This is a genomic window from Flavobacterium sp. 83 (assembly GCF_000744835.1).
Lineage (GTDB): Bacteria > Bacteroidota > Bacteroidia > Flavobacteriales > Flavobacteriaceae > Flavobacterium.
In genome coordinates, this window is record NZ_JQMS01000001.1 from 807,790 (window position 1) to 834,149 (window position 26,360).

General features: G+C 34.9%; 17 protein-coding genes and 1 tRNA gene. 14 read left to right on the forward strand and 4 right to left on the reverse strand.

Annotated features, from left to right (window positions below; genetic code table 11):
- Positions 1-4 precede the first annotated feature (4 nt).
- The 6 genes from T410_RS03570 (at position 5) to T410_RS03595 (ending at position 9,395) form a co-directional block, all read left to right on the forward strand.
- Complete coding sequence (locus T410_RS03570; RefSeq protein ID WP_035668788.1) at positions 5-1,972, forward strand: glycoside hydrolase family 127 protein; 1,968 nt, start codon at positions 5-7, stop codon at positions 1,970-1,972.
- Between the two features lie 89 nt (positions 1,973-2,061).
- Complete coding sequence (locus T410_RS03575) at positions 2,062-4,047, forward strand: alpha-L-arabinofuranosidase C-terminal domain-containing protein (RefSeq protein WP_035668790.1); 1,986 nt, start codon at positions 2,062-2,064, stop codon at positions 4,045-4,047.
- A gap of 167 nt (positions 4,048-4,214) precedes the next feature.
- Positions 4,215-5,906, forward strand: a complete 1,692-nt coding sequence (locus T410_RS03580; RefSeq protein WP_035668793.1) for a ribulokinase — start codon at positions 4,215-4,217, stop codon at positions 5,904-5,906.
- Positions 5,899-6,591 (forward strand): L-ribulose-5-phosphate 4-epimerase, encoded by a 693-nt coding sequence (locus T410_RS03585; RefSeq protein WP_035668795.1) that lies wholly within the window; start codon positions 5,899-5,901, stop codon positions 6,589-6,591. The genes T410_RS03580 and T410_RS03585 overlap by 8 nt, the downstream gene beginning before the upstream one ends.
- Before the next feature lie 83 nt (positions 6,592-6,674).
- Positions 6,675-8,189: an L-arabinose isomerase gene (gene araA / locus T410_RS03590; RefSeq protein WP_035668796.1), complete on the forward strand. Its 1,515-nt coding sequence runs from the start codon at positions 6,675-6,677 to the stop codon at positions 8,187-8,189.
- A gap of 18 nt (positions 8,190-8,207) precedes the next feature.
- Entirely contained in the window at positions 8,208-9,395 is a 1,188-nt protein-coding gene (locus T410_RS03595; RefSeq protein WP_035668799.1) for an aldose epimerase family protein, read from the forward strand.
- A 416-nt stretch (positions 9,396-9,811) separates the two neighbouring features.
- On the opposite strand, the gene T410_RS03600 is transcribed toward T410_RS03595, so the two are convergent.
- Complete coding sequence (locus tag T410_RS03600) at positions 9,812-11,731, reverse strand: glycoside hydrolase family 97 protein (protein WP_035668800.1); 1,920 nt, start codon at positions 11,729-11,731, stop codon at positions 9,812-9,814.
- Between the two features lie 186 nt (positions 11,732-11,917).
- A tRNA-Leu gene (locus T410_RS03605) sits at positions 11,918-11,997 on the reverse strand.
- A 220-nt stretch (positions 11,998-12,217) separates the two neighbouring features.
- On the opposite strand from T410_RS03605, the gene T410_RS03610 reads away from it, so the two are divergent.
- The 3 genes from T410_RS03610 (at position 12,218) to pth (ending at position 14,818) form a co-directional block, all read left to right on the forward strand.
- Complete coding sequence (locus tag T410_RS03610) at positions 12,218-13,159, forward strand: ribose-phosphate pyrophosphokinase (protein ID WP_035668801.1); 942 nt, start codon at positions 12,218-12,220, stop codon at positions 13,157-13,159.
- Between the two features lie 106 nt (positions 13,160-13,265).
- Complete coding sequence (locus T410_RS03615) at positions 13,266-13,877, forward strand: 50S ribosomal protein L25/general stress protein Ctc (protein WP_035668803.1); 612 nt, start codon at positions 13,266-13,268, stop codon at positions 13,875-13,877.
- A 266-nt stretch (positions 13,878-14,143) separates the two neighbouring features.
- The gene (gene pth, locus T410_RS03620) at positions 14,144-14,818 is read left to right on the forward strand and encodes an aminoacyl-tRNA hydrolase (protein WP_035668804.1); all 675 of its coding nucleotides are present in this window, start codon (positions 14,144-14,146) and stop codon (positions 14,816-14,818) included.
- Positions 14,819-14,871: 53 nt separating this feature from the next.
- On the opposite strand, the gene T410_RS03625 is transcribed toward pth, so the two are convergent.
- Positions 14,872-17,550 carry a reprolysin-like metallopeptidase gene (locus tag T410_RS03625; protein WP_035668806.1) on the reverse strand — a complete coding sequence of 893 codons (2,679 nt, stop codon included), beginning with the start codon at positions 17,548-17,550 and terminating at the stop codon, positions 14,872-14,874.
- A 217-nt stretch (positions 17,551-17,767) separates the two neighbouring features.
- Between T410_RS03625 and T410_RS03630 the strand changes: the two genes are divergently transcribed.
- The 5 genes from T410_RS03630 to T410_RS03650 all read left to right on the forward strand — a co-directional run bounded on the left by T410_RS03630 (position 17,768) and on the right by T410_RS03650 (position 22,246).
- The gene (locus tag T410_RS03630; protein WP_035674044.1) at positions 17,768-18,697 is read left to right on the forward strand and encodes a bifunctional riboflavin kinase/FAD synthetase; all 930 of its coding nucleotides are present in this window, start codon (positions 17,768-17,770) and stop codon (positions 18,695-18,697) included.
- 122 nt (positions 18,698-18,819) lie between these two features.
- A complete protein-coding gene (locus T410_RS03635) occupies positions 18,820-19,269 on the forward strand; it encodes a hypothetical protein (RefSeq protein ID WP_035668811.1) in 450 nt (149 codons plus the stop codon).
- Positions 19,270-19,675: 406 nt separating this feature from the next.
- Positions 19,676-20,113 carry a hypothetical protein gene (locus T410_RS03640; RefSeq protein WP_035668812.1) on the forward strand — a complete coding sequence of 146 codons (438 nt, stop codon included), beginning with the start codon at positions 19,676-19,678 and terminating at the stop codon, positions 20,111-20,113.
- A gap of 97 nt (positions 20,114-20,210) precedes the next feature.
- Entirely contained in the window at positions 20,211-21,296 is a 1,086-nt protein-coding gene (gene bioB / locus T410_RS03645) for a biotin synthase BioB (RefSeq protein WP_035674047.1), read from the forward strand.
- Between the two features lie 80 nt (positions 21,297-21,376).
- Positions 21,377-22,246: a cupin-like domain-containing protein gene (locus T410_RS03650; RefSeq protein WP_035668813.1), complete on the forward strand. Its 870-nt coding sequence runs from the start codon at positions 21,377-21,379 to the stop codon at positions 22,244-22,246.
- A gap of 68 nt (positions 22,247-22,314) precedes the next feature.
- Here T410_RS03650 and T410_RS03655 read toward each other — a convergent pair whose 3' ends face one another.
- Positions 22,315-26,169 (reverse strand): T9SS sorting signal type C domain-containing protein, encoded by a 3,855-nt coding sequence (locus tag T410_RS03655; RefSeq protein WP_035668814.1) that lies wholly within the window; start codon positions 26,167-26,169, stop codon positions 22,315-22,317.
- Positions 26,170-26,360 lie beyond the last annotated feature (191 nt).

Consider the following 26,360-nt stretch of genomic DNA (forward strand, 5'->3'; position numbering starts at 1 on the left):
TAAAATGACCTTTATAAAAAAAACAATAGTAGCAATTTGTGTATTAATGACCGTTTACGGACAGAGTCAACAGCATACAAAGAAATCTAATGCAACAAAAAAAATAGGTTATACCCTCACCCCTGTAAACATTCAGAATGTAAAATTAACCGATGCATTCTGGTTGCCAATAATAAAAAAGGTACAAGAAAAAACCATCGAATATGCCATTCATAAATGTGAAGAGGAAGGTCGTATGGATAACTTCTTAATGGCAGGCGGTAAAATGGCAGGAACCGTAAAAGGACAAATGCCTTTTGACGATACCGATGTCTATAAAATTATTGAAGGTGCATCAAATACTTTAATTAGTGAACCCAATCCAAAACTTGAAACTTTACTGGATTCATTAATAAGCATTGTGAAAATTGGCCAAGAAAAAGATGGCTATCTTACGACTTGGAGAACTATAAACCCCGCTAAACCTCCAGCTCCATGGGTACCCGTGATAGAAGGAAAGCGTTGGGAATCCTTACAAATAAGTCATGAATTGTACAACTCAGGCCATATGATAGAAGCTGCCGTTGTGCATTATCAAGCTACCGGAAAAAGAAATTTCTTGGACATTGCCATCAAAAATGCCGATATGTTAGTACGTACTTTTGGTGATGGTGCAACACAAGTTCATGGTGTTCCAGGCCATCAAATTGTAGAAACTGGTTTGGTTAATCTCTATCAAATCACTAACAATAAAGCCTATTTAAATTTGGCCAAATACTACCTGGACAATAGAGGAAATCCAAAAAACCATAAATTATACGGAGCCTATTCACAAGATGACATTCCTGTTATTCAGCAAAAAGAAGCGGTAGGTCATGCTGTAAGAGCAGTATATATGTATGCTGGAATGACTGATATAGCTGCTATCGAAAATGACAAAGCCTACGGCAATGCGGTTAATAATTTGTGGAGCAATATGGTCAACAAAAAAATGTACATCACGGGAGGCATTGGCGCCAAGCATGACGGAGAAGCTTTTGGAGAAAACTACGAATTACCAAACCTTACCGCTTATAATGAGACTTGCGCAGCAATTGGAAATGTATATTGGAATCACAGACTACATAATTTATCTGGCAGTTCTGATTATTTTGATGTGATTGAACGCACTTTATACAACGGATTGATCTCTGGATTATCTTTGGACGGAAAAAAATTCTTTTATCCAAATGCTTTAGAATCAGATGGGGTTTATAAATTCAATCGTGGGGAATGCACCCGCCAATCTTGGTTTGATTGTTCTTGCTGTCCAACCAATTTAATTCGGTTTATTCCTTCAATCCCGGGATTGATTTATTCTACAACTAAAGACATACTTTATGTAAATTTATATGCTTCCAATACGGCGAAGATAGCATTGGAAAACACAAAGTTAGAAATTTCACAAAAAACCAACTACCCATGGAATGGCAAAGTATCTCTTGCCGTTACTCCCAAAAACGAAACTCCTTTTACGATAAAATTACGTATTCCTAGCTGGGCACAAAATCAAGTATTACCAGGGGATTTATACCGTTATAAAAACACGTCGGCTGCGAAAACTTCAGTTACGATAGACGGAAAACGTATCGCCTATAAAGAAGACAAAGGATATATTACTATTACCAGAAAATGGAAAAAAGGAGAAACAATTGTCCTAGATTTTCCAATGGAGGTGAAAGAAGTAGTTACAAATACTAAAGTTGAAGGCAACATTGGAAAAGTAGCTTTAGAGTATGGCCCAATTGTTTATGCAATTGAAGAGGCAGATAATGCTACTAATTTCGACGCCATAACCATTAGTGCAAAAGATAGTTTCAAAGTTAAAAAAGAAGACTCTCTTTTAGAAGGGGTGAATACCATTCAAACAGAAAAATTCAAAGCTATTCCTTATTATTCTTGGTCCAATAGAGGCGTTGGAAAAATGAAAGTTTGGATAGATTATAAAGAATAAAAGAAATATTAAATTTTAAGAAAACAGATAATAGACGGAAAAACTAATGAATTTTGATCCGCTGAATTGAACTTTAAAAAAAATTAAAAATGAAACCAAATTTAATCACCAAAATTACCCTTTGCGGGCTGTTACTAAATGGTATATATGCCAATGCCCAAAAAACAAATCTCGAAGTAAATACCAGCAAAACAATTACTAAAATTCAACCTACAATGTATGGTGCCTTTTTTGAAGACATCAACTTTGCTGCTGATGGGGGATTGTATGCTGAAATGATCAAGAACCGTTCTTTTGAATTTGACACGCCTCTTATGGGCTGGGAACAACCCAATAGTGATATCCATTCTTTCAATGCAGCATCAGGTATTGCCACAACTATTAAAGCATTAGAAAATAAAACAAATCCAAGTTTTTGTAGAGTTCTTGTAAATAGTGACAAAGGATTTGAAATAATTAATACAGGATTTAGAGGAATGGGCATTAAGAAAGATGCCAAATACAATCTTTCTCTAAAAGCTGCGAATCACGACGGCGCCATCAAAAAAATTATTATCCAATTTATTGATAAAAACAAGAAAGTTCTAGGAGAAACCAGCATCACGCCAACCTCGAATGACTGGAAAGGGTATTCAGCTCAATTTACAGCAACCCAAACCGAAGCAAAAGCACAATTGAAAATCACTTTTGAAGGAAACGGAACCATTGATTTAGACATGATTTCATTATTCCCCGAAGACACTTGGAAAAATAGAAAAAATGGTTTACGAAAAGACATCGTACAATTATTATATGAGATGAAACCAGGATTTTTAAGATTTCCAGGAGGTTGTATTGTTGAAGGAAGAACTTTGGCACAACGCTACCAATGGAAAAAAACTGTAGGAGATGTAGAAAACAGAGAAACATTAATCAACCGTTGGAACACTGAGTTCACTCACAAACCAGCACCGGATTATTTCCAGACTTTTGGATTGGGATTTTTTGAATATTTCCAACTTTCCGAAGATCTTGGTGCACAACCATTGCCTATTTTAAGTTGTGGAATGGCTTGTCAGTTCAATACTGGGGAATTAGTTCCTATGGATGAATTAGATCCTTATGTACAAGATGCTTTGGATTTAATCGAATTTGCTAATGGTAGCGTTGAAACTCCTTGGGGAAGAATCCGTTCTGAGATGGGACATCTAAAACCTTTTAATTTGAAACTTATTGGTGTTGGAAACGAACAATGGGGGCCTCAATACATCGAAAGATTTAAAGTATTCGAAAAAGCAATAAAATCAAAATATCCAAAAATGACTATCGTGTCAGGTGCTGGTCCATTTCCAGAAGGTGATTATTTTGATTATGGCATGCAGGAACTTAAAAAGTTAAATGCCGAAATCGTTGATGAACATTATTATAAAAACCCACAATGGTTTAGAGAAAATGCAACTCGTTATGACAAATACGACAGAAAAGGGCCTAAAGTTTTTGCAGGAGAATATGCCGCTCAAAGTGTCGCTATTGCAAGTCCTGATAATAAAAACAATTGGGAATGTGCGTTTTCTGAAGCCGCTTTTATGACTGGTTTAGAAAGAAACGCCGAAGTGGTAAACCTTACCTCTTATGCCCCATTGATGGCACATGAAGAAGCTTGGCAATGGACACCAGATTTACTTTGGTTCAATAATTTAGAAGCATATGGTTCTGCAAATTATTATGTTCAAAAATTATTTTCAACTAATAAAGGAACCGATTTAATTGCAATTACCAAAGACGGAAAACCAGTAACAGGTCAAAATAATTTGTTTGCTTCAGCGGTAAAAGATGTAAATACAAAAGAAGTAATTGTAAAATTGGTAAATACAGCTGCAACTGCACAAGAAGTAAATATTGATTTAAAAGGAAGCAAATTAGCGGCTAAAGGAACTCTTATAACACTTACAAGTACGCACCTAGAAGATGAAAATTCATTTGCTGCTCCAAAAAAAATAAGTCCTACAGAAAAGGAATTTAAGTTAAAAGGAGATAAAGCGCAAACAAGCCTTCCAGCCTATTCAGTAACAGTTTTGAAATTAAAGCTGAAATAATCGCAATAGAATAAACGTATAACAAATGTTTATTATTTTTTTTATTCATAAACAGCTGTTTTAATGTTGTTTTAATAAAAATTAGAATGTTAAATTAAATTAAGTGTTTTTTATACACTTATAAATTATTTATACTATATTTGTCATTATAATTAAAAGAATCTAGAATGAAAAATTATGTTATAGGGTTAGACTATGGAACAGATTCTGTTCGAGCAATTTTAATAGACACTGAAAATGGACAAGAAATAGCATCAAATGTTTGTCATTACAAGCGATGGAAAAACAAGGAATATTGCAACGCTTCCATAAATCAGTTTCGTCAACACCCTTTAGATCATATCGAAGGATTAGAAACCACTATAAAATATGTTGTTGAAAATAGCAATGTAGACCCTTCACTTATACGAAGCATTTGCATCGACACAACTGGTTCTTCTCCTGTACCAGTTACTGAAGATGGAACGCCATTAGCTTTGACAAAAGGTTTCGAAAACAATCCTAATGCTATGATGGTATTATGGAAAGATCATACTTCTATCAATGAAGCAAACGAAATAAATGAACTTGCCGCTACTTGGGGTGGAGAAAATTTTACCAAATATGTTGGAGGAATTTATTCTTCAGAATGGTTTTGGGCAAAAATTATGCACATAGCCAAACAAGACGAAGCAGTAAAAAATGCCGCTTACACTTGGATGGAACATTGTGATTTAATGACCTATTTATTGATTGATAATAAAGATTTGAAATCATTCAAAAGAAGTCGTTGTGCAGCAGGACATAAAGCCATGTGGCATGAAGACTGGAATGGTTTACCTCCTTCAATATTTCTAGGAAAACTGCATCCTTATCTTGCAACACTTCGTGGAAGATTATACGATGAAACTTATACATCCGACCTTGTAGCAGGAAATTTAAGTCAAGAATGGGCAACCAGATTGGGGCTTACAACTGATACTGTTATAGCTGTTGGAACATTCGATGCACACTCTGGTGCTGTAGGTGCAAAAATAGAAGAACATACATTGGTTCGTGTTATGGGAACCTCAACTTGTGATATAATTGTTGCTTCAGAAGAGGCAATCGGAAGTAAATCAGTCCGTGGAATATGCGGACAAGTAAATGGTTCAGTAATTCCGGGTTATATAGGTCTTGAAGCAGGTCAATCTGCTTTTGGAGATTTATTGGCTTGGTACAAAGAGTTACTGCTATGGCCAACAGATCATTTATTAGCTTCTTCTACACTTTTGACAGATGCCCAAAAAGAGCAACTAAAAGAAGAAATCAGCGACAATTTAATAATCCAATTAACTGCTGAAGCCGAAAAGATTCCTTTATCCGAAAGCGTACCAATCGCTTTAGACTGGATCAACGGTCGAAGAACTCCAGATGCCAATCAAGAACTGAAAAGTGCGATATCTAATTTGTCATTAGGTACAAAAGCGCCTCATTTATTCAAATCATTAGTGAATGCTATTTGTTTTGGCTCTAAAAAAATTGTGGATCGTTTTGAAGAAGAAGGTGTAAAAATCAACAGCGTAATCGGAATTGGTGGTGTAGCAAGAAAATCGCCTTTTATTATGCAAACTTTGGCCAATGTGTTGAACAAACCAATCAAAGTGGCTGCTTCAGACCAAGCGCCTGCTCTTGGGGCTGCAATTTACGCAGCAGTAGCAGCAGGGATTTACGCTAATGTTATTGACGCTAGCCAAAAAATGGGAAGCGATTTTGAAAGTGAATATTTACCTCAATTAGACAAAGTAGCCGCTTACAATAAACTGCTGTTAGCCTATGAGAATTTAAGCGCATTTGCAGATCCTTCTATAAAAAAACTTCAACAGGAACACTATGTATAAAGATTTAAAACAAGAATGCTACGAAGCAAATATGCAATTAAACGCATTAAATTTAGTAGTATATACTTTTGGAAATGTAAGTGCTGTAGATAGAAAAAATAGCGTTTTTGCCATAAAACCAAGCGGAGTTCCTTATGAAGATTTAAAACCGGAAGACATTGTTATAGTTGACTTTGACAATAACATTATCGAGGGCAATATGCGTCCTTCTTCGGATACTAAAACGCATGCTTATTTATACAAAAATTGGCCAAACATTGGCGGTGTCGCACATACTCATGCCACTTATTCTGTGGCTTGGGCACAAGCACAAAGAGACATTCCAATTTTTGGAACAACACATGCCGATCATTTAACATCTGATATTCCTTGTGCTGCGCCAATGGCCGACTCACTTATCGAAGGAAATTACGAACACAATACAGGAATTCAAATCTTGGATTGTTTCAAAGAAAAAAATCTTTCTTATGAAGAAGTTGAAATGGTTCTTATTGGAAATCACGGGCCATTTGCTTGGGGAAAAAATGCCGCAAAAGCAGTTTATAATAGTAAAGTTCTTGAAGTAGTAGCTGAAATGGCTCACTTAACATTACTAATAAACCCAAATGCACCAAGACTGAAAGATTCCTTAATAAAAAAACATTACGAACGTAAACACGGAAAAGACTCGTATTACGGGCAGTAAAAAAAATTGTTTCAAGTTTCAAGTTTTTGTTGCAACGTCAAACCAGAAACTAAAAGTCAAAAAAAAATATTAAACAAAATATAATGATAGATATATCTCAAAAAGAAGTTTGGTTTGTAGTAGGCAGCCAAGAATTATATGGTGACGAAACGCTAAGAAAAGTAGCCGAACATTCCCAGCAAATTGCAAAAGGATTAGATGCTTCATCAAATATACCTGTGAAAATAGTGTATAAAGATGTAGTAAAGTCTCCTGCGCAAATTACTAATGTATGTTTAGAAGCTAATTCAAATAAAAACTGTATTGGAATTATTGCTTGGATGCATACTTTTTCACCTGCTAAAATGTGGATTGGTGGTTTAAATATTCTTAAAAAACCATTGTGTCACTTACATACCCAATTCAACGCTGAAATTCCATGGGCTTCTATGGATATGGACTTCATGAATTTAAACCAATCAGCACACGGAGACAGAGAGTTTGGTTTTATCATGTCCAGAATGCGTAAAAAACGCAAAGTGGTTGTAGGACATTGGGAAGATGAACGCGTTCAAAAAAAATTAGGCATTTGGTCCAGAGTAGTTTTAGGTTGGGATGAGTTTCAAAACTTAAAAGTAGCAAGATTTGGAGACAATATGCGTGAAGTTGCAGTAACTGAAGGAGATAAAGTCGAAGCCCAAATCCGTTTTGGTTTTTCGGTAAACGGTTTCGACTCTTCAGATATTACGAAGCACATAGATACAGTTTCTGAAGCTGACATCAACAAATTAATAGAAGTTTATGAAGCTTCTTACACTTTAGCTCCTGCTCTTCAAAAAGGCGGCGCTCAAAGAGACTCACTAATAGAAGCTGCTAAAATCGAAATAGGCCTTAGAGCATTCCTTGTAGAAGGAGGTTTTGGAGCTTTCACCGATACTTTTGAAAATTTAGGTTCATTAAAACAACTTCCTGGAATTGCTGTACAACGTCTTATGGCTGATGGATACGGTTTTGGAGGAGAAGGTGACTGGAAAACTGCCGCTTTACTCCGTGCGATGAAAGTAATGAATGTAGGTCTTGAAAATCAAGGAGGAACTTCTTTCATGGAGGATTATACCTACCATTTCACACCACAAAAATCGTATGTTTTAGGTTCTCACATGCTAGAAATATGTTCTTCTATTGCTGATGCAAAACCTTCTTGCGAAGTACACCCATTAGGAATTGGAGGAAAAGAAGACCCCGTTCGTTTAGTATTTAATGTAGCAGCGGGAGACGCCATCAATGCTTCATTGATTGACATGGGTAACCGTTTCAGGTTAATCGTAAACGAAGTAGAAGCAGTAGCTCCTATGGCTGATTTACCTAAACTTCCAGTTGCTCGTGTCCTATGGGATTGCAAACCAAACCTTGATATTGCTGCAACAACATGGATTTTAGCAGGTGGTGCACATCATACAGTCTATAGTCAAGTACTTACAACAGAATATATGGAAGATTTTGCCGATATTGCAGGTATAGAATTGCTTGTTATTGATGAGAAAACAACTATCAGAGATTTTAAGGATAAAATTAATGCTAATGAAGCATACTATCATTTGTTTCAGCACGGTCTATAATAACTAAAAAAAGTAATTATGAATGTAATAAAACGTTGTATTTATGGAATTTCCATCATGAGTTTAACCAGTATGAATATTCAATGTAAAGGAGATAAAAAGGCAGGAGCCGATGAAACTGCTTTAGAAACTAAAGCTACAGATTCAGTATCTATAGCAAAAACAGCGTACGGCACTACGCCAAAAGGAGAAAAAATAGAACGCTATACCCTTAAAAATCAAAAGGGAATGGAAGTAAACATTATTACTTTTGGTGGCATTATATCTTCTTTAAAAGTGCCTAATAAAGCTGGTAAATCCGAAGAAGTGGTTATTGGTTTCAATTCTTTGGAACAATACATGAAAGCTAATCCATACTTTGGAGCTATCATTGGAAGATATGGTAACCGAATTGCAAAAGGTAAATTTACTTTAGACGGTAAAGAATATTCATTAGCTATCAACAATGCACCTAATGCATTACATGGTGGACCCGAAGGTTTTAATAGAGTTGTTTGGACTGCCGCTGAAGCAAAAGGTGGAGACAGTGCTTCATTAAAATTGAAGTATGTGAGCAAGGATATGGAAGAAGGCTATCCTGGAAACTTGACCGTTTTTGTAACTTACACTTTGAAAAACGATAATTCTTTAGAAGTGCTTTATGAAGCGACTACTGACAAGAAAACAATTGTGAATTTGACACAGCATTCGTATTTCAACCTGTCAGCCGATTTTTCTAAACCTATTTTAGACGAACAAATCACAATCGATGCAGATAAATTGGTTCCAGTAGCTGCAACACTTATCCCAACAGGTAAACTAACGGATGTGACCAATACGCCTTTCGATTTCAGAAAACCAAAAGCTATTGGAAAAGACATCGAGGCCAAAGACGAACAATTGAAAAATGGATTGGGTTACGACCATTGCTGGGTACTCAACAATCAGGATAAAGGATATCGTTTTGCGGCATCTGCCTATGATTCAGGAAGCGGAAGAGTATTAGAAGTATATACGGATCAACCGGGAATACAATTCTATACTGGAAACTTCTTAGACGGAACTTTGCCAATGAGAAACGGTGGTACGTACGCGCACAGAACTGGCTTTTGTTTAGAAACACAGCATTATCCAGATTCTCCAAATCAAAAAGATTTTCCATCTACGGTTTTAAGCCCAGGAGAGAATTACAAAACAAAAACAACATTTAAATTTTCAGTAAAATAAATTCAATAAAAAGACACTAACTATTATAGATTATTTTTCTATCCCGTAATTAATAAGTTGAATGGTTTGGTTTATCATATGGAATTAGTTAGTAACCCCGGAAGTTTTTCTTTTGGGGTTTTTTATGCTTGTTTATTCCGTTTTAGGTTTCTCTATAAAGCAATAAATTAAAGTGACCTTTACAATGATGACAAATTTCAATATACAAATTTCCAATATGATAAACCTCCGCCTCTAGCCTACAAATAGATTACATTAATACCAAGTAGACTTTAAATTAACTGGGAATAATCCTTATTATTTTTCATTTCGATACTAAAATAGTATACCAATATCTTAAACTAACACGCACAAAAAAACCTCGAAAGCATAAACTCTCGAGGTCTTTTAAAATTAATAACATCCTTTTTAAAACATTATATCTTCACCACAAACCCACCATGAGGTTTCATCATTACTTTCAGTTTAGTACTTTTTGATACTGTATTTTGCTGAAATCCTTTCTCATTTTCAGAAATAATAAACCCTTTAGCATTGGTTACAAAAGACAAATCGATCTCTATTTCTTTAATAGTATTTTCTCCATTAATACCAACGATATGCCAAACGTTATCTTTTTTTCTTGCCATTACAATATACTTTCCTGGATAACCATCAATAAATTTGGAATCATCCCAATTCGTTGGAATATCTTTTAAATAATCCACTACGTACTGTGGCATTTTGGCCATTCCTTCTGGAATTTCAGCAATATGTTGCACTCCGGATAAGAATAAAACAGGCAATGCCAATTCGAAAGCTGGAGTAGTTTTTCTAGTTATGTTTGGAATAGAATCCAAAACCATTGGCGTAAAATCCATTGGATCAAAAACATTACGTGCAAAAGGAAGCATTGAGCAATGACTTGGAGCCAAATCAGCAATATCCTGAAAAAATGTAATGTACTCATAACCCTTAACGGCTTCAGTGGAAACTAAATTAGGGTATGTACGTTGCCATCCTCTAGGCAAAGTGGCACCATGGAAATTAACCATTAGCTTATGTGCTGCAGCATCTGTTAAGATATCATGGTAATACCCAATCATCGATTGTCCGTCACCACCAAAGAAATCTACTTTAATCCCCGCAATACCCATATCTGTAAGTTTAGTAAATTCTCTATCTCTGTCGGCATGAGTCAATAATTTGCTTTTAGGATGGTATTCAGTGCTGTTCCAAGATCCTGATGAATTGTACCAAACCAATAGCTTTACATTTTTACCTTTAGCATAAGCCGCTAACTCCTTCATTTTATCATAGCCAATTCTAGTGTCCCAATCGGCATCAATTAAGCAATACGGCCAATTCATTTTGGAAGCGTAATCAACGAATTTTACCGTAGTTTCATAATTAACCGATTCATCTTTTAGCAAAACCCAACTCCAAGAAGACAACCCGCTTTTTATGAAAGAAGTATCCATCGCGATGGACGGATCAGCTAAATCAGTTCCCATGGTACTTTCGGTGATTGTTTTTAAGGAACCAATGGTTATAATTCTCCAAGGGGTAAACCAAGGCAATGTAGATTCAGGATTCAAAGCACCATTAGGAAAAATCTCTTCTTTTTGTGGAAAAGTTACCTGCATCGCTTTTGAAGTGTCATTATACACCAATCGGCTGCCACAGTAATTTCTTGGCAATCCCACTTCAGAAACTAAAAGCCAAGTATTATTCGTATGGAACAAAGCCGGATATACCCACCCTTCTCCAATAGCTGGTTTTGTATTTACGGGAACGCCCATAGCATAATGTTCCTCATAAGCAGGATTGGTTTCTTTCCATCCTGTTTTAGCTTTAGACATAGGCTGTAACCAAGCTTTTGTCGTTGTGTCAAAATTATAAGTGGTTTTTTCTTCCACTATTTTTTTGATAATAGTTGAAGTTTCAGGAAAATGGTATCGCAACGCAATTCCATCGTGGGATAATTGAAAAATAATTTCCATAGCTTCTCCCGTACTGTTTTGTAACCGCACCGTATATTGATTTGCAGCATAAGAGATTTTTTTTCGCTTCCCTTGCAACATGGAATAGGTTGATTTAATTGGTTTTGGAGAAGAAACATTTACTATTTTTAAACCGGTATAAAAATTGGCATCTTCTCTTATAATCCCCAAATCGGAAGCATTGATAACTAATTTATCTTTAAAGAAAACTTTGTAAGAAGGCGTTTTCTTTGAAGTTAGATTAAATTCCATTTTTATTGTTTTATCCGAATTGACAAAATAATAAGCGATTGGCTTCCCCACAAAAGAAGTCAATGACACAGCCAATAATGCTAGCAAAACTATTTTTTTCATAATTAAGTGTTTAATTTACACTTACAAGAATACGAAAATAAATTTATATAAATAACGATGAAGTTAAAATAGTTAAAGCGTTACGAGTTAAATATCAAATAAGATAATACCTATTTTAATTTGTGCCAATCCTAAATTAAGAAAAGTATAAAACCAAAAAAACCGCTTCTATCGAAGCGGTTTTTGTACCCGGAGCCGGAGTCGAACCGGCACGGTTTCCCACAGGTGTTTGAGACCAGCGCGTCTACCAATTCCGCCATCCGGGCTTAGCTAGACATGAAATAACGACAGTTATTTCAACGCAATAAAAGATGTGATTGTGTTTAAATCAACCATCAATTCCTTTAACACGGTGCAAATGTAAAAAATAATATTAAATGTTCAACTAAAAATACTTAATTTTTTTCTTTCAGAGTTGAATAAATTTTATAAATTTGCACCTCGCTAAAAACGGAACACACAACTAACTACAAAACAACAAATTAAATGTCACACCTAGAACCGGAAGCTAAAATTTTTGCTTGTTCACAAAGTGTCTATCTTGCAGAAAAAATAGCAGAGCAATACGGAATCCCATTAGGAAAAATCACTATGTCAAAGTACAGCGACGGTGAATTTCAACCTTCTTACGAGGAGTCTATCAGGGGTTTACGCGTATTTATAGTTTGTTCAACTTTTCCAACTGCCGACAATTTAATGGAAATGTTACTGATGATTGATGCTGCAAAACGTGCTTCGGCAAGACACATTACCGCAGTAATTCCTTACTTTGGCTGGGCTAGACAAGATAGAAAAGACAAGCCAAGAGTTCCGATAGGAGCTAAATTAGTAGCTAATTTATTAGATGCTGCAGGCGCAACAAGAGTAATGACCATGGATTTGCATGCTGATCAAATTCAAGGATTCTTTGAAAAACCAGTAGACCATCTTTTTGCATCGACTATTTTCATACCGTATATAGAAAGTTTAGGTTTAGACAATTTAACGATTGCTTCTCCAGATATGGGAGGTTCTAAAAGAGCTTATGCTTATTCTAAATTTTTAAATTCAGATGTAGTAATTTGCTACAAACAAAGAAAAGAAGCAAATGTTATCGACACCATGGAATTAATTGGTGAGGTAAAAGGTAGAAATGTAATCTTAGTAGATGACATGATTGATACCGGAGGCACTTTGGCGAAAGCCGCAGATTTAATGATCGAAAAAGGAGCATTAAGTGTAAGAGCCATTTGCACGCACGCTATTTTATCAGGTGGTGCTTACGAAAAAATAGAAAACTCGCAATTAAGCGAATTGATAGTTACCGATTCAATTCCGTTGAAGAAAGAATCAAACAAAATCAAAGTATTGAGTTGTGCGCCACTTTTTGCCGAAGTTATGCACATGGTACACCACAACAATTCCATTAGTGGAAAATTTATAATGTAAAAACAATCGTCCTAAAGACTACTGTTTTAAAATTATAAAGTCATGCCAAAAGCCAAAAGCAGGAGGCCAAATAAGTAATATTATTAATAACTATATTTTTTTTACAATGAAATCGATTACAATTAAAGGATCAGAAAGAGAAAGCGTGGGTAAAGTAGCAACTAAAGCCCTACGTAATGCTGGATTGGTTCCTTGCGTATTATACGGAGGAAATCAGGCAGTTCATTTCTCAGCAGAAGTTATGGCTTTCAAAAACTTGGTTTACACTCCAAACGCTCACACAGTTGAGATCGATCTTGGAAAAGGAAAATCATTTAATGCTATTTTACAAGACATTCAGGTTCACCCGGTGTCTGACAAGATTTTACATATTGACTTCTTTCAAATTTTTGATGACAAAGAAATCACTATGGAAGTTCCTGTAAAAATCGTTGGTAACTCTAAAGGAGTTATGGCAGGTGGAGATTTACGTTTAAATACACGTAAATTAAAAGTAAGAGCTTTACCTAAAAATCTTCCTGATTTTGTTGAGGCTGACATTACACCACTTGACATGGGTAACAAATTATATGTTACTAAAGTGCCATCAGAAAACTTCAAAATCATGCACCCAGACAATACAGTAATTTGTCAAGTGAAGATTTCTCGTGCTGCTATGAAAGCGGCTCAAGAAGCAGCAAAAGCAGCGAAAGCTCCTGCAAAAGGAAAGAAAAAATAATATTTTTTCAATCATTCAAGAAAGCATCAGTTGTAAAACTGGTGCTTTTTTTATGCGTATTACTTTATTTATCAGGAGTACGAATATCTCAATTTCAAAACACAATCCCTCCTGCTGTCCGTTATATCTTTCCTGCCGAAAACCGGCATAAAAGGTAATTGTGAGAACAATTCGACTTTCAGGGCTATTCAGAAATATTTTGTTCTTGATAACGATTTTCTAAAAATCTAATAGTCCGATACTCTAATTAAGTTTACTTTTGCAGCATGATAAAATGGATTTCAAATTTATTCTCATCAACAAAAACAGCAGACAATACGGATTGTAAGAAACCGGAGGTTCACGAACACCAAAAAAACAATATAGAAAGCGTGAGTAATAAATTTTTAATAGTTGGACTAGGCAACATTGGTGCCGAATATGTAAACACCCGACACAATATCGGTTTTAAAGTAGTCGATTTTTTAGCTAAAAAAGAAGGAGTAAACTTCGAAACCGTAAAACTAGGTGCACTGGCCCAATATAAATTCAAAGGAAGAACTTTTCTACTTTTGAAACCCAATACCTACATGAATTTGAGTGGGAAAGCCCTACATTATTGGATGGACAAAGAGAAAATTCCTTTGGAAAATATCTTAGTCATTACAGATGACTTAAATCTTTCCTTTGGAACCATTCGCATCCGACAAAAAGGAAGCGATGGTGGACACAACGGATTAAAAAACATCAACCTTGTCCTGAATACACAAAACTATGCCCGATTTCGTTTTGGAATTAGCGACGAATTCAAAAAAGGAAAACAAGTTGATTATGTCCTTGGAGAATGGGATGACACCGAGAAAGCTGCACTGCCGGAGCGACTGGAATTAGCTTCTGAAATTATAAAATCGTTTGGAACTGCTGGTTTAGAAATCACAATGACCACATTTAATGGAAAATAAAAAAAGGGAAACGTTTCTAAAATGTTTCCCTTTTTTAATAGACTATATTTTTATTATTCAATCACAATTTTTCTTTCTTCTTTTCTATCCCCATCAATTACTGTCAATAGATAAAGTCCGGGTTGAACATTTTTCAACTGGATATTTTTATTAAAATTAGAATTACTTTCAAATTTATTCTCAAATAATTTTCTGCCTAATAAATCATGTACCAACACCTTCACCCCATTTGATGATGCACTAGTAAATTGAATATTAAAATTCCCTTTATTTGGATTAGGATACAAAACAAAATCATTGATTTGAAATTCAGGTGCTGCTAATGTATACGTTTGCGTACAAATTGTTATTGAAGCTGAATTTAAAGTACCTAAATCATTCTTGTAAGCATCGCGAACTCGCAACGTCCAAACTCCTTGCGGGTTTTGCCCATTAAAAGCAGACAAGGGCTCAAATGGCGCTACAGTTTGATCAGTAGTAGTTCCGCAGGCTAAAACCCCTCCCAAATCATCATAATTCAACGCTAAAGTACTATTCGTTCTTCCACAACTAGTTTCAAATAATTTTACTGTTGTTCCTTGTGGACTGACCATTTCTATTTGCACGTCAGATAAAGAGGCGTGTGTAAAATTTACTGCAACATTTACATCAGTAACGATTCCCGTTGAACTGGGAGCACTAATAGTTTTAGATGTGTATGATGCTGATTCCGGAATGGCAAAAGGAGCTGCAAAAGTATACGTATTACAAGAAGAAGTAACTGAATAACCAATAGCGAATGGCGTACTGTTTACTGCATAGAAAATATTTGCTGTAGGTTCGATCAAAATTCTGCAATTTTTAGCAGTAATGTTTGGAACTGTGACCGTTTGAGAACCATCATTTGGGGTTGCAGAAACTAACGTTGTAGGGAAAGTTAACCCTCCATCCGTAGAAAGTTTGATATTTACATTAGTAGATCCCGTCAAAGCACTTGAACCATTTACGCTCCAAGTCACCACTTGTGTTGTCCCTTGAAACCAACTAAGATTTTCTGTATTTTGCGATGTAATAGCAAACGGACCAACTGTTCCACTTACATTTACAATCATTTCATCGGTAGCCGTTTGTGCCGTTCCTTGAGCAGCATTGTCTCTACCCGTTAAGGTAAAATGAAGTGTTCTGGCTATTGTAGCAACTGATTCCCATGTTGTACTTAATTTACCTGACAAAACAGTACTATACGCAGGCATATAACGTATTGGAGAACTTACAGGATATAAAGATCTAAAAAGAGGTCCGTCGATTTTGCTTGGTAGGGCAATACTACTAGCGCCACTAGTGGTTACTGCCGAATCATTTTGTTCCCAGCAATATGAAATAGAATCCCCATTAACATCAGAACCTGTCCCTGCTAATTTAAATGCGGTGCCGTTAGGAATAGTAAAATCTAAACCTGCACTGATTGCTGGAGGACTATTAGTTATGATCGTACTGACAGGACACGTTTTTGTAAGTAAGTTATCCTGAATCTGTTTAATACTTGCGTACGAAAAATAATCATCTGAATTAGCTTGAACATCATAATCAATACTAATTCCCGCATAACCCATAATGGTTGACCCGCTTCCAGGCTCGACACTTACTCCTGTGTTTTCAATTTCATAAGAAAAAGTATGATTAGCTCCTAGCTGATGACCCATTTCATGAGCAACAAAATCAATATCAAAAGTATCACCTTCAGGTTTAGAGTCAGAAGGAGACGTAAAAGCACTTCCTTTTCCCGAAGGGACCGCTACAGTAGGATTTACACACACACAACCTATACAACCAGCATTTCCTCCTCCTCCATCTGCCCCAAATAAATGACCAATATCATACCCACCATTAGTTATATTGCTACTCAAATCATCTTGTAATTCTTGATTCCAAGCCCCCCCTGCCCCGGCAGCCGAATCCGAGTAGGGGTCAGTGGCTGCATCAGTATACATTATAAGATTGTTGTTTGAAATAATGTTCAGTTTTATAGCCAGATCTTTATTAAAAATACCATTAACTCTTGTCATAGTAGCATTCATACCAGCCAATGCTCCAGCAACAGTTCCACCAAAATAAGCAGCATATTCACCCGTACATGACAAAGCAAGTCTTAATGTTTTAAAAACTTTATTACTCGCATACATCGTACTAGTTTTATTTAGCAAATGTTTGTTTAATGCAACATCTTGCGTTTTACAGACCAATGGCAAGCTTCCTATAGCTCTATTTTTAGAATTAAAAAGAACATAGATCGAGTTGTCTTTTGAATAAGGCTCAATAAATTCTGAACCACTATCGCCTCTTAAAATCATGGTTTGAATCCCTTTTGGTGAAAAACTAAAATAAAGAAAGGCATTTTTATCAGTAATACCAACACCATTATAGGCTCTTATTTCAGGATATTTCGCTTGTAATTCAGGTTCAAAATTAGAGGATTCCCAAACTGAAAACCATTCCATAATTCCATCAGCATTAGGAATAGTAATTTGAATTCTATTTCCCTTTGCCGTTTTATTTTGAAGTGGCTCCAAAGATTGTCTGATAGCAATTTCGTCCAATTTGAATAACAATTCATTATCAGCACTTGGTTTAGCACTCTTTCTATCTGAAACAGCAATCTTATTTTGATCTACTCTTTTCCACGGAGTCCCGTTTTGAGCATTTATTATTGAATTAGAAACAATAATTACAAAGAATAATATAATTCTTTTCATGATTTGAGGGTATTTGAACCTCAAAATTAAAGCATTTATGTTAATGTATAAAAAGAATATCCACTATTTTAAATGAATTATCTACTTCCAAAGGTTAGATTTCTGATTTTTTATAGTTTTTTTCAGGAACCAGCGCTAAATTCTATCGAAAATCAATTCCCATACCGCTTCTTTTAAAATAGATAGTATAAATTTGCAGTATTATAAAACATTTGCTTTGAAGATTTTTCATTCTATAAACGATTTCAGTTCTAACAAGAAAACAATCCTAACTTTAGGCACCTTTGACGGAGTTCATATTGGTCACAAAAAAATCCTGGAAAAGCTTATCCAAAAAACAAAAAAAGAAGACTATGAAAGTTTAGTCCTTACTTTTTTTCCACACCCCAGAATGGTCTTACAGGAACATTCCGACATAAAACTACTCAATACTATAGATGAAAAAATAGCTTTATTGGAGCAAATTGGCATTGAAAATCTTGTCATCCATCCTTTTGACGAGACTTTTTCGAGATTGACCGCCGAAGAGTTTGTGAAAAATGTGCTCGTAGATCGATTTCATATTCAAAAAATAATAATAGGTTACGATCATCGATTTGGCAGAAACCGCACGGCTAATATTGACGACCTTATTGCTTTTGGAAAAGAATATAGTTTTGAAGTTGAACAAATATCCGTTCAGGAAATAAATGACATTTCAGTAAGTTCTACTAAAATTAGAACAGCATTGTTAGAAGGAAATATGGATTTGGCTAATGAGTGTTTAGGCTATGAGTATTTCCTAACCGGAATTATTGTTAAAGGAAAACAATTGGGAAGAACAATAAACTTTCCGACTGCCAACATAAAAATCGAAGAAAATTACAAGCTTATTCCGCAAAATGGAGTTTATATTGTAAAAAGCACCATCAACCAAAAAACTGTTTTTGGCATGATGAATATTGGATTCAATCCCACTGTCGATGGACAAAATCAGACTATTGAAGTTCATTATTTTGATTTTGACGAAGATTTATACAATCAAAAAATTAGAGTTTCCTTGTTGCACAGAATTCGTTCTGAGCAAAAATTTGAATCTTTTATTCTTTTAAAAGAGCAACTCGAAAAAGACAAAAAAACCGCAACTGAATACCTAAAAAAAATTTAACTTTCTATAAAATTCTTTTTTAACACATTTCATTAAATATTGTCATATTTTCAGTAAATTTGAAATGTAATGCATTGTTTATCATAGCCGTATTATTTTTAAATCTTCTAAAAATTAATCATATGAAACTGCCAAAAGAATTTTACAACGGATTTATAATTTTCCTAGGAATTGGTCTTTACTTTTTATTCATGGAGCTTTTAGGGCTTGCTGATTTGTTTTACTTACGCCTTTTCAATGTCCTATTTGTTTTTTATGGTACTAACCGAACTTTAAAAACAAATTTTACTGAAGGAAAAACCATTCTTGTTTCTAATGCTGCCTCTGCATTAACCACATCACTCACAGGGATTTTTTTAAGTGTCATCGGACTCATAATCTACAGTTATTCAAAAGGTGGCGACGCCTATGTAGGGTCATTATCAAAAACTTTATTATTTGGCGGCAATCCCTCTGTAATGACTTATTCAATTTCTTTACTTTTTGAGGGAATCGTATCTGCTGTCATTGTTACATTTATGCTACTGCTGTATTGGGATAGCCGTTACTCTTCTGACAAACATCAAAATTAAGTAAATAAAAAAAGGTTTTTTAATTGATCTGTTTCATGAAAAAGACTCTATAATTACCCTTTAGATCCAATGATTCAAAACGTCAGTCCGAGGCATAATTTTTATTCTAAAAAAACAATATAAAATGACGTTACAACTATCTCGTCAGTTCAGGTAAATTTTCTAAAAATACGAACAGCTTTTTAAAAAAATTTGTATCGAGTACCTTTTTTAATAAAACGTAAATGGTAGTGTTTTTTGTTTAGCAGACCTGAACAAAACTTCTCGATACACATCACATTCGAAGTGAAGTGCGTATCAAAAACCTTTTTTCAATACTAATTACGCCTACCGGATGGATGATAGTTCTAAAAAAACATTCTGTTTCAAAACAACCTGATTATTTTAATTTTAAAAAACAAACCTCATGAAACTACCAAAAGAGTTATTAAACGGATGTCTTATTTTTATCGGAATTGGCCTTTATTTCTTGTTAATGAATGCATTAGGCTATGCTGATTTATTTTATTTACGACTCGTTAACGTATTTTTTGTTTTTTATGGCGTTAACAGAACTATCTCAATGAATCTTGCAGAAGGCAAAAAAACATTCATCGCTAATGCAATATCGGCTATGATGACATCACTTGCTGGTGTATTTCTAAGCATCATTGGACTAGTAATTTATAGCTATATGCAAGGCGGGGATTCTTACGTAAAATCCTTACCGAAAACATTTTTATTTGGGGGAAATCCATCCGTGAACACATATTCTATTTGCTTACTCTTTGAAGGGATTGCTTCGTCAGTAATTGTTACCATGTTACTCATGCTATATTGGAACAACCGCCTTACAACCGATTAACTTCGACTTTAAAATTGTTTCTAATTGGCTTTTAAAGCTATTGCATTGCTTCTTTACAACAATTTGACTACTTTTGATGCATCAAAAAAGCGTATCGATGAGCATTACAAAACACAACTGGACGAAAGACGAAATTATCGCAATATATAACAAGCCTATGATGGATTTGCTTTTTGAAGCAGCTTCTATCCATAGAGAACATCATGACCCTAACGTTGTTCAGGTTTCAACCTTATTATCTATAAAAACAGGTGGTTGCCCAGAAGATTGTGGATATTGCCCTCAGGCAGCCCGTTATCACACTGAAATTGAAGGAAATGATTTAATGTCAGTAAGCCAAGTAAAAGCACAAGCTTTGCGTGCAAAGTCAACTGGTTCTTCGCGAGTATGTATGGGAGCAGCATGGAGAAATGTAAAAGACGGCCCTGAGTTTGATCAAGTACTAGAAATGGTGCGTACCATCAATAAACTGGATATGGAAGTGTGCTGTACACTTGGAATGATTACTGAAAACCAAGCACATCGTTTGGCAGAAGCCGGTTTATATGCATACAACCACAATTTAGACACTTCAGAAGAATATTATAAAGAAGTAATCTCAACACGTGGTTTTGAAGACCGTTTACAAACCATCGAGAATGTCCGTAAAACGAATGTTACTGTTTGTAGTGGTGGAATTATTGGCATGGGAGAAAGTATTGAGGACAGAGCCGGAATGCTTGTTGCTCTTTCTACACTAAATCCTCAACCGGAATCAGTGCCAATAAATGCATTAGTTGCTGTTGAAGGAACTCCGATGGAAGAAGAAAAACCAGTAGAAATTTGGGAAATGATCCGAATGGTAGCCACTACCAGAATTATCATGCCAGAAACTCAAGTGCGTTTATCAGCAGGAAGAATGAACATGAGCCGAGAGGGACAAGCAATGTGCTTTTTTGCCGGAGCTAATTCTATTTTTGCCGGAGATAAATTACTGACTACGCCAAACCCAGATGTAAATGAAGACATGAAAATGTTTGAAATGTTGGGATTAAACCCTCAAAAACCATTTACAAAAGTATCACAACCTCAAACGGTTGAAGCAGCAGATTCTCAATTTGCTCCATTAGGCGAAAAACCAAAATGGTCAAGACCAGGACATACCATCGAGAGAAATCTTGAAGCCTCTACTAAAGAAAAATAGTATTTTTTTACAATAATTGATTAAAGTAAATCTAATATGCTCTTAACCTAAAAATTAAGAGCATTTTATAATTTTAATTTATGAAAATTGATTTAACCGAAATAGAACGTGTTTCAACCATTTCGAAAGAGGATTTTCATACTAATTATGTTCAAAAACAAAAGCCGTTAGTTATTGAAAAATTAACGCAAGATTGGCCCGCATACAATAAATGGAACCTCAACTATATTAAATCAGTCGCAGGCGAAAAAATAGTCCCTTTGTACGACAACAGGCCCGTTTCGCATAAAGATGGATTTAATGAAGCCCACGCCAAAATGAAAATGGCAGACTATGTTGACTTATTACAATCAAAACCCACCAATTATAGAATATTCCTTTATGATTTAATGAAGGAATTACCCATTCTCCACAAAGATTTTCGATGGCCTAATTTAGGATTACACCTAATAAAACAATTACCAATGCTTTTCTTTGGAGGGAAAAACTCCAAAGTATTCATGCATTTTGATATCGATTATTCAAATATTCTCCATTTTCAATTTGACGGTCAAAAACAATGTATTTTATTCGACCCGCATCAAACCCCTTTTTTATACAAAATCCCCCATTCATTAATCTGCAGAGAAGATATTGATTTTGACAATCCAGACTTTGATAAATGGCCGGCTTTAAAACAAGCAAAAGGATTTATTTGCAAATTAAATCATGGTGAAATGTTGTTCATGCCCGAAGGCTATTGGCATTATATGAAATACCTCGAACCTGGTTTCTCAATGAGTTTGCGGGCTTACCCCCGAAAAATTTCAAATCTGTCAAAAGCAGTTTACAATATGATTATAATGCGCTACTACGATAATTTAATGCGCAGACTAAAAGGACAAAAATGGATTGATTACAAGAATAAAAAAGCTATAACACTAACGCACCAGAAACTAAACATTAGTTAGAACCAAAAAAAATGAGATTTATTAGAAACAAATCCTCTTTGTATCCTGGATAATAGAATTGAAATCTCTTAATTTATAATTTTATTAGCTATCATTTTACCGTTTTTTAATACCGTTTTTACCAATACAATTTGTTCACTTGAAAGCAAATTAGGCACCAAAAATTCAGAACTGCCTATATTGTTTTTTTGATACAGTTTCCTTCCTGACAAATCATAAATAACAATTTTATCTATTGGTTCAACTGATGAATTTACTTGTATCTGTTTGTTCTTTCTAAAAACACAAACAGAATTTTTCTCTTTTTTAAAGCTATTTTCGGCTAACGTTTTATCTGTAAAACGCAATACAAAACGGTCATTAAAAGTACCCGTTTGGGTATTAAAAGTATAGCTGCCATTTTTCAAATCAAAAATTGTATTATTTAATTTGTCTTCGATGAAAACTAGCTGATTGGATAATAATCCATCAACCGCATCAATATTTATTGAAAAAAGACCCTCAATAGTCGTACTGTAACCTAAAGGAATAACATCTGTTTCGTCAAATGGCAAACCTTTGGCCTGAATCACTAAATTTTGATTTTGATTAACACTATAAAAATCTATGTACTCATTTGCATCAAAACTTTCCCCATCAAAACCAATATCAAAATCATTAGTTGCCCCTTCTATATAGCCAATTAAAGTTTGTTTGAAAGCCCCTTGACTATTAGATAAATTTAGCCAGATTCGATCTTTCTCTATACTTATCTTCGCCAATTTTTTTATTACATTCGATTTAAAAAAACTAGAATTATTACCGGCAATGCGCATGCTATTATTAAAAACCGCTGTCCCGCCTCCATTACTACTTGTCACAAAAAATGACTGACCTGATGCAATTTTACCATTAGGTTTGGTATTATTTATTCCTAATTTCAAGGCAGGACTTGTTCCTACTCCGCCGGATAAGTTATAAACAGCATAATCATCTGAGGTATATGCATTATTTGTAATAGCAGTATTATGTGTCCAGAGATAAATTGTCCCATCTGTGACGCCAGCATTTGTCGCAATAAAAACATCAGCGTCAATTGCTGAGGGATATGGATTCCCAATGAGATTTGAAGTATCCGTTGCTGCTATTGGAACTGAAACTACCCCATTATTAGGAATCCCTGAAAAAACAGCCTCGTAAACAGCTGGAATTATTGTTGAATAATTTTCGGGACCGCGGATAATATAACCATTGCCCGCACCCATAACATTTGTTGGCGCTTCATTATGCCAATTATCAACTGATGCATCAAAAGAATAAAACTTATCCGAAAGAGAGAGAGAAGAAACGTCAATTAATTTTTGATTTGAAACCGGTGAAGACCAATAGGTATAATCCGTTTTTAAAATAGGTGTTGTTTGTCTTTTCAACCGAATATTACCCGTATTAACAATTTGATCATCCGATTGATAAAGTGCTGCATTGTTTTCTAAAACTAATGTCCCTAATCCTGTATAATCAAAAAGCAACCCCAGCGTATTTCCATTTGGAATTGCAACTGTATTTCCTGCAGTTATTGAACATGAACAGGCATTTGTTGAATTAAAAAAAGGGAAACTTCCGTTGAATATTATCGTTTTTTCAGGAGATGGCAATCCATTACCCCATGTAACACCGTCCCAAATAGTGCTGTTCGTACATAATTTTATAAGAGCAACACGATGCTTCGTAATACCCGAAATAGAATTAAAATTCCCACCAATCATTACTTTATTATTTGGAGTAAAGCAAATACTATACAAAGTACTATTTAAATTCACAGAGAAAGAACTATCATAAACTCCAGTAGCCATTAATCGAATCATTCGTTTAACCGCAGTTCCATTATAGGTTCCGGAAAAGGTCCCTCCTATAAGCAATCGATTATCGGGTTGAACCAAAATTGTTCTAACTTCTCCTATACTAAAGCCCGCTCCCGAAGCAAAAGAAACATCTAAACTACCATTGCTATTGAGTCTGACTATTTTTTTTGCGGAAGCACTGCCATAATTCAAAAATGTACCACCAATAATGAGTTTATTATCGGATTGAATTGCGATAGCATAAACATATTTATCAAAACCTGTGCCTGTAACAAATCCAAGATCTATACTTCCATCTGCATTCAGACGGACCATTTTATTATACGAAAGACCATTGAAAGTTGTGAATCGACCACCTAAAACAATTTTCCCATCGGGTTGTAATAAAAGAGTTTCTACTATAGCATCTGCACCTAAACCTTTATTAAAACTTAGATCCACTGTCCCATCTGACAATAATCTGGCAATTCTATTAACTAAAACACCATTGTAATTAGTAAAATTTCCACCAATAATTATTTTGCCATCAGGCTGAAGAGCTACAGCATAAATTTGATTATTTGTTCCTGTACCAATTGTAAATGTCGCGTCGACATCTCCATTTGATAAAGTCCTAATTATTCTGTTTGCAGCAACGCCATTATAGGTAGTAAAACTACCAACCAGAACCATTTTATTATCGGCTTGTATAACAGCACTCTTAATTGTATTATTCGCTCCAATTCCCAAAGAATTAAAAGTGGGATCGACAGCACCGTCCTCTAATAAACAAGCAATTCTATTAGCACTTGCTCCATTGAATTTAGTAAAGCTCCCAAAAGCCATCGTTTTATTATCTGGTAAAGAAATAATTTTTAATACGGAATTATTGAAACCTACACCAGCGGTTAGATATCCAATATCTAAAGTTCCTACTGCATCTATTTTGGCAAGTCTGCCTTGATTTTGGGAATCAAAAACCGAAAAAGAGCCACCCACAAACCAAGAACCATCAGGAGCATCGGCTACTGTATAAACCGTTGCTGTTGCTGGACCAAAACCAATATCAAATAAAGAATTAATGACTCCATTAGAACCCAACAAAACTAATCTATTCACTGCTGATCCATTATAACTCCCGGTAAAAGAACCTGCAACCATAATCGCCCCATTAGAATCTACTTTAATACTATTTACCCCAACAGCACTAAATCCAGACCCGGATGTAAAACCGCCATCAATAGATCCATCACTATTTAAGCGAATGATTCTATTTGCTAAAGTTCCATTATAAGTGGTAAAATCGCCTCCCACTAAAATTTTCCCATCTGATTGTAAAGAAAGAGCCCCAATATTATCATTAAAACTTGTTCCAATCCCAAATGCAGTATCAATAGAGCCATTACTATTTAATCTAATTATTCTATTACAAACAGTACCATTGAAAGAAATAAATGAACCCGCTACAATTATTTTTCCATCAGTTTGAATTTGAACTTCTTCTACGGCTGCACTTGCTCCAGACCCCGTAACAAAAGAAGTATCTAAATTTCCATTTGGCAATATTCGGGCGAGATGATTTGCAGTCACGCCATTATATTTTGTAAAACTTCCTACAATAACAATACTCCCGTCAGTTTGTAAGGCTAAACTATGGACTATACCGGTACTTGCTGCTACTGAGGTATTAAAACTGGCATCAAAAGAGCCATCACTATTCAACCTTATTAATCGTCCAGCGACAGAACCGTTAAAAGTAGTAAAAGTGCCTCCCAAAACTATTTTGCCATCGGGTTGCACCAGAGAACAATATATTTTTCCATTGAAACCAGAACCTAAAATAAAAGAAATATCTTTAGAACCATCTGAAAATAATCGGGTCAAATATGGGGTTACGGCACCATTAAAATTCAAAAAATCCCCTCCAACAATTAGTTTTCCATCTGCTTGCAAAGCAACTGTTCTGACTGTACTATCAAAACCATCTCCTTGGAGGCCATCATCGAAAACATTAAAAGCTAAATCTACTTTTCCTTGCTGGGAATAGACTGAACCACTAATAAAAAGACTGAATATAATAACGAGGAAATAAAGTTTTACCATCAAATTTATATAGAATTTATAGTTGCAATTAGAACAATGAAACGATTTGTAATTATTTCATTTTAAAACTTCTATAAAATTATATGGAATATTTTTGTAATACAATACCCACTTTTGGTGATATTTACTTATAAATTTTGATTAAGTACTAATAATTATAAAAACACCTAAGGAATTGAATAATCACTACA

Excerpts from the sequence above, each read along its gene's own strand:
- T410_RS03570 (WP_035668788.1), top strand. The coding sequence starts at position 5 with ATGACCTTTATAAAAAAAACAATAGTAGCAATTTGTGTATTAATGACC.
- T410_RS03575 (WP_035668790.1), top strand. The coding sequence starts at position 2,062 with ATGAAACCAAATTTAATCACCAAAATTACCCTTTGCGGGCTGTTACTA.
- T410_RS03580 (WP_035668793.1), top strand. The coding sequence starts at position 4,215 with ATGAAAAATTATGTTATAGGGTTAGACTATGGAACAGATTCTGTTCGA.
- T410_RS03585 (WP_035668795.1), top strand. The coding sequence starts at position 5,899 with ATGTATAAAGATTTAAAACAAGAATGCTACGAAGCAAATATGCAATTA.
- araA (WP_035668796.1), top strand. The coding sequence starts at position 6,675 with ATGATAGATATATCTCAAAAAGAAGTTTGGTTTGTAGTAGGCAGCCAA.
- T410_RS03595 (WP_035668799.1), top strand. The coding sequence starts at position 8,208 with ATGAATGTAATAAAACGTTGTATTTATGGAATTTCCATCATGAGTTTA.
- T410_RS03600 (WP_035668800.1), bottom strand. The coding sequence starts at position 11,731 with ATGAAAAAAATAGTTTTGCTAGCATTATTGGCTGTGTCATTGACTTCT.
- T410_RS03610 (WP_035668801.1), top strand. The coding sequence starts at position 12,218 with ATGTCACACCTAGAACCGGAAGCTAAAATTTTTGCTTGTTCACAAAGT.
- T410_RS03615 (WP_035668803.1), top strand. The coding sequence starts at position 13,266 with ATGAAATCGATTACAATTAAAGGATCAGAAAGAGAAAGCGTGGGTAAA.
- pth (WP_035668804.1), top strand. The coding sequence starts at position 14,144 with ATGATAAAATGGATTTCAAATTTATTCTCATCAACAAAAACAGCAGAC.
- T410_RS03625 (WP_035668806.1), bottom strand. The coding sequence starts at position 17,550 with ATGAAAAGAATTATATTATTCTTTGTAATTATTGTTTCTAATTCAATA.
- T410_RS03635 (WP_035668811.1), top strand. The coding sequence starts at position 18,820 with ATGAAACTGCCAAAAGAATTTTACAACGGATTTATAATTTTCCTAGGA.
- T410_RS03640 (WP_035668812.1), top strand. The coding sequence starts at position 19,676 with ATGAAACTACCAAAAGAGTTATTAAACGGATGTCTTATTTTTATCGGA.
- bioB (WP_035674047.1), top strand. The coding sequence starts at position 20,211 with ATGAGCATTACAAAACACAACTGGACGAAAGACGAAATTATCGCAATA.
- T410_RS03650 (WP_035668813.1), top strand. The coding sequence starts at position 21,377 with ATGAAAATTGATTTAACCGAAATAGAACGTGTTTCAACCATTTCGAAA.
- T410_RS03655 (WP_035668814.1), bottom strand. The coding sequence starts at position 26,169 with ATGGTAAAACTTTATTTCCTCGTTATTATATTCAGTCTTTTTATTAGT.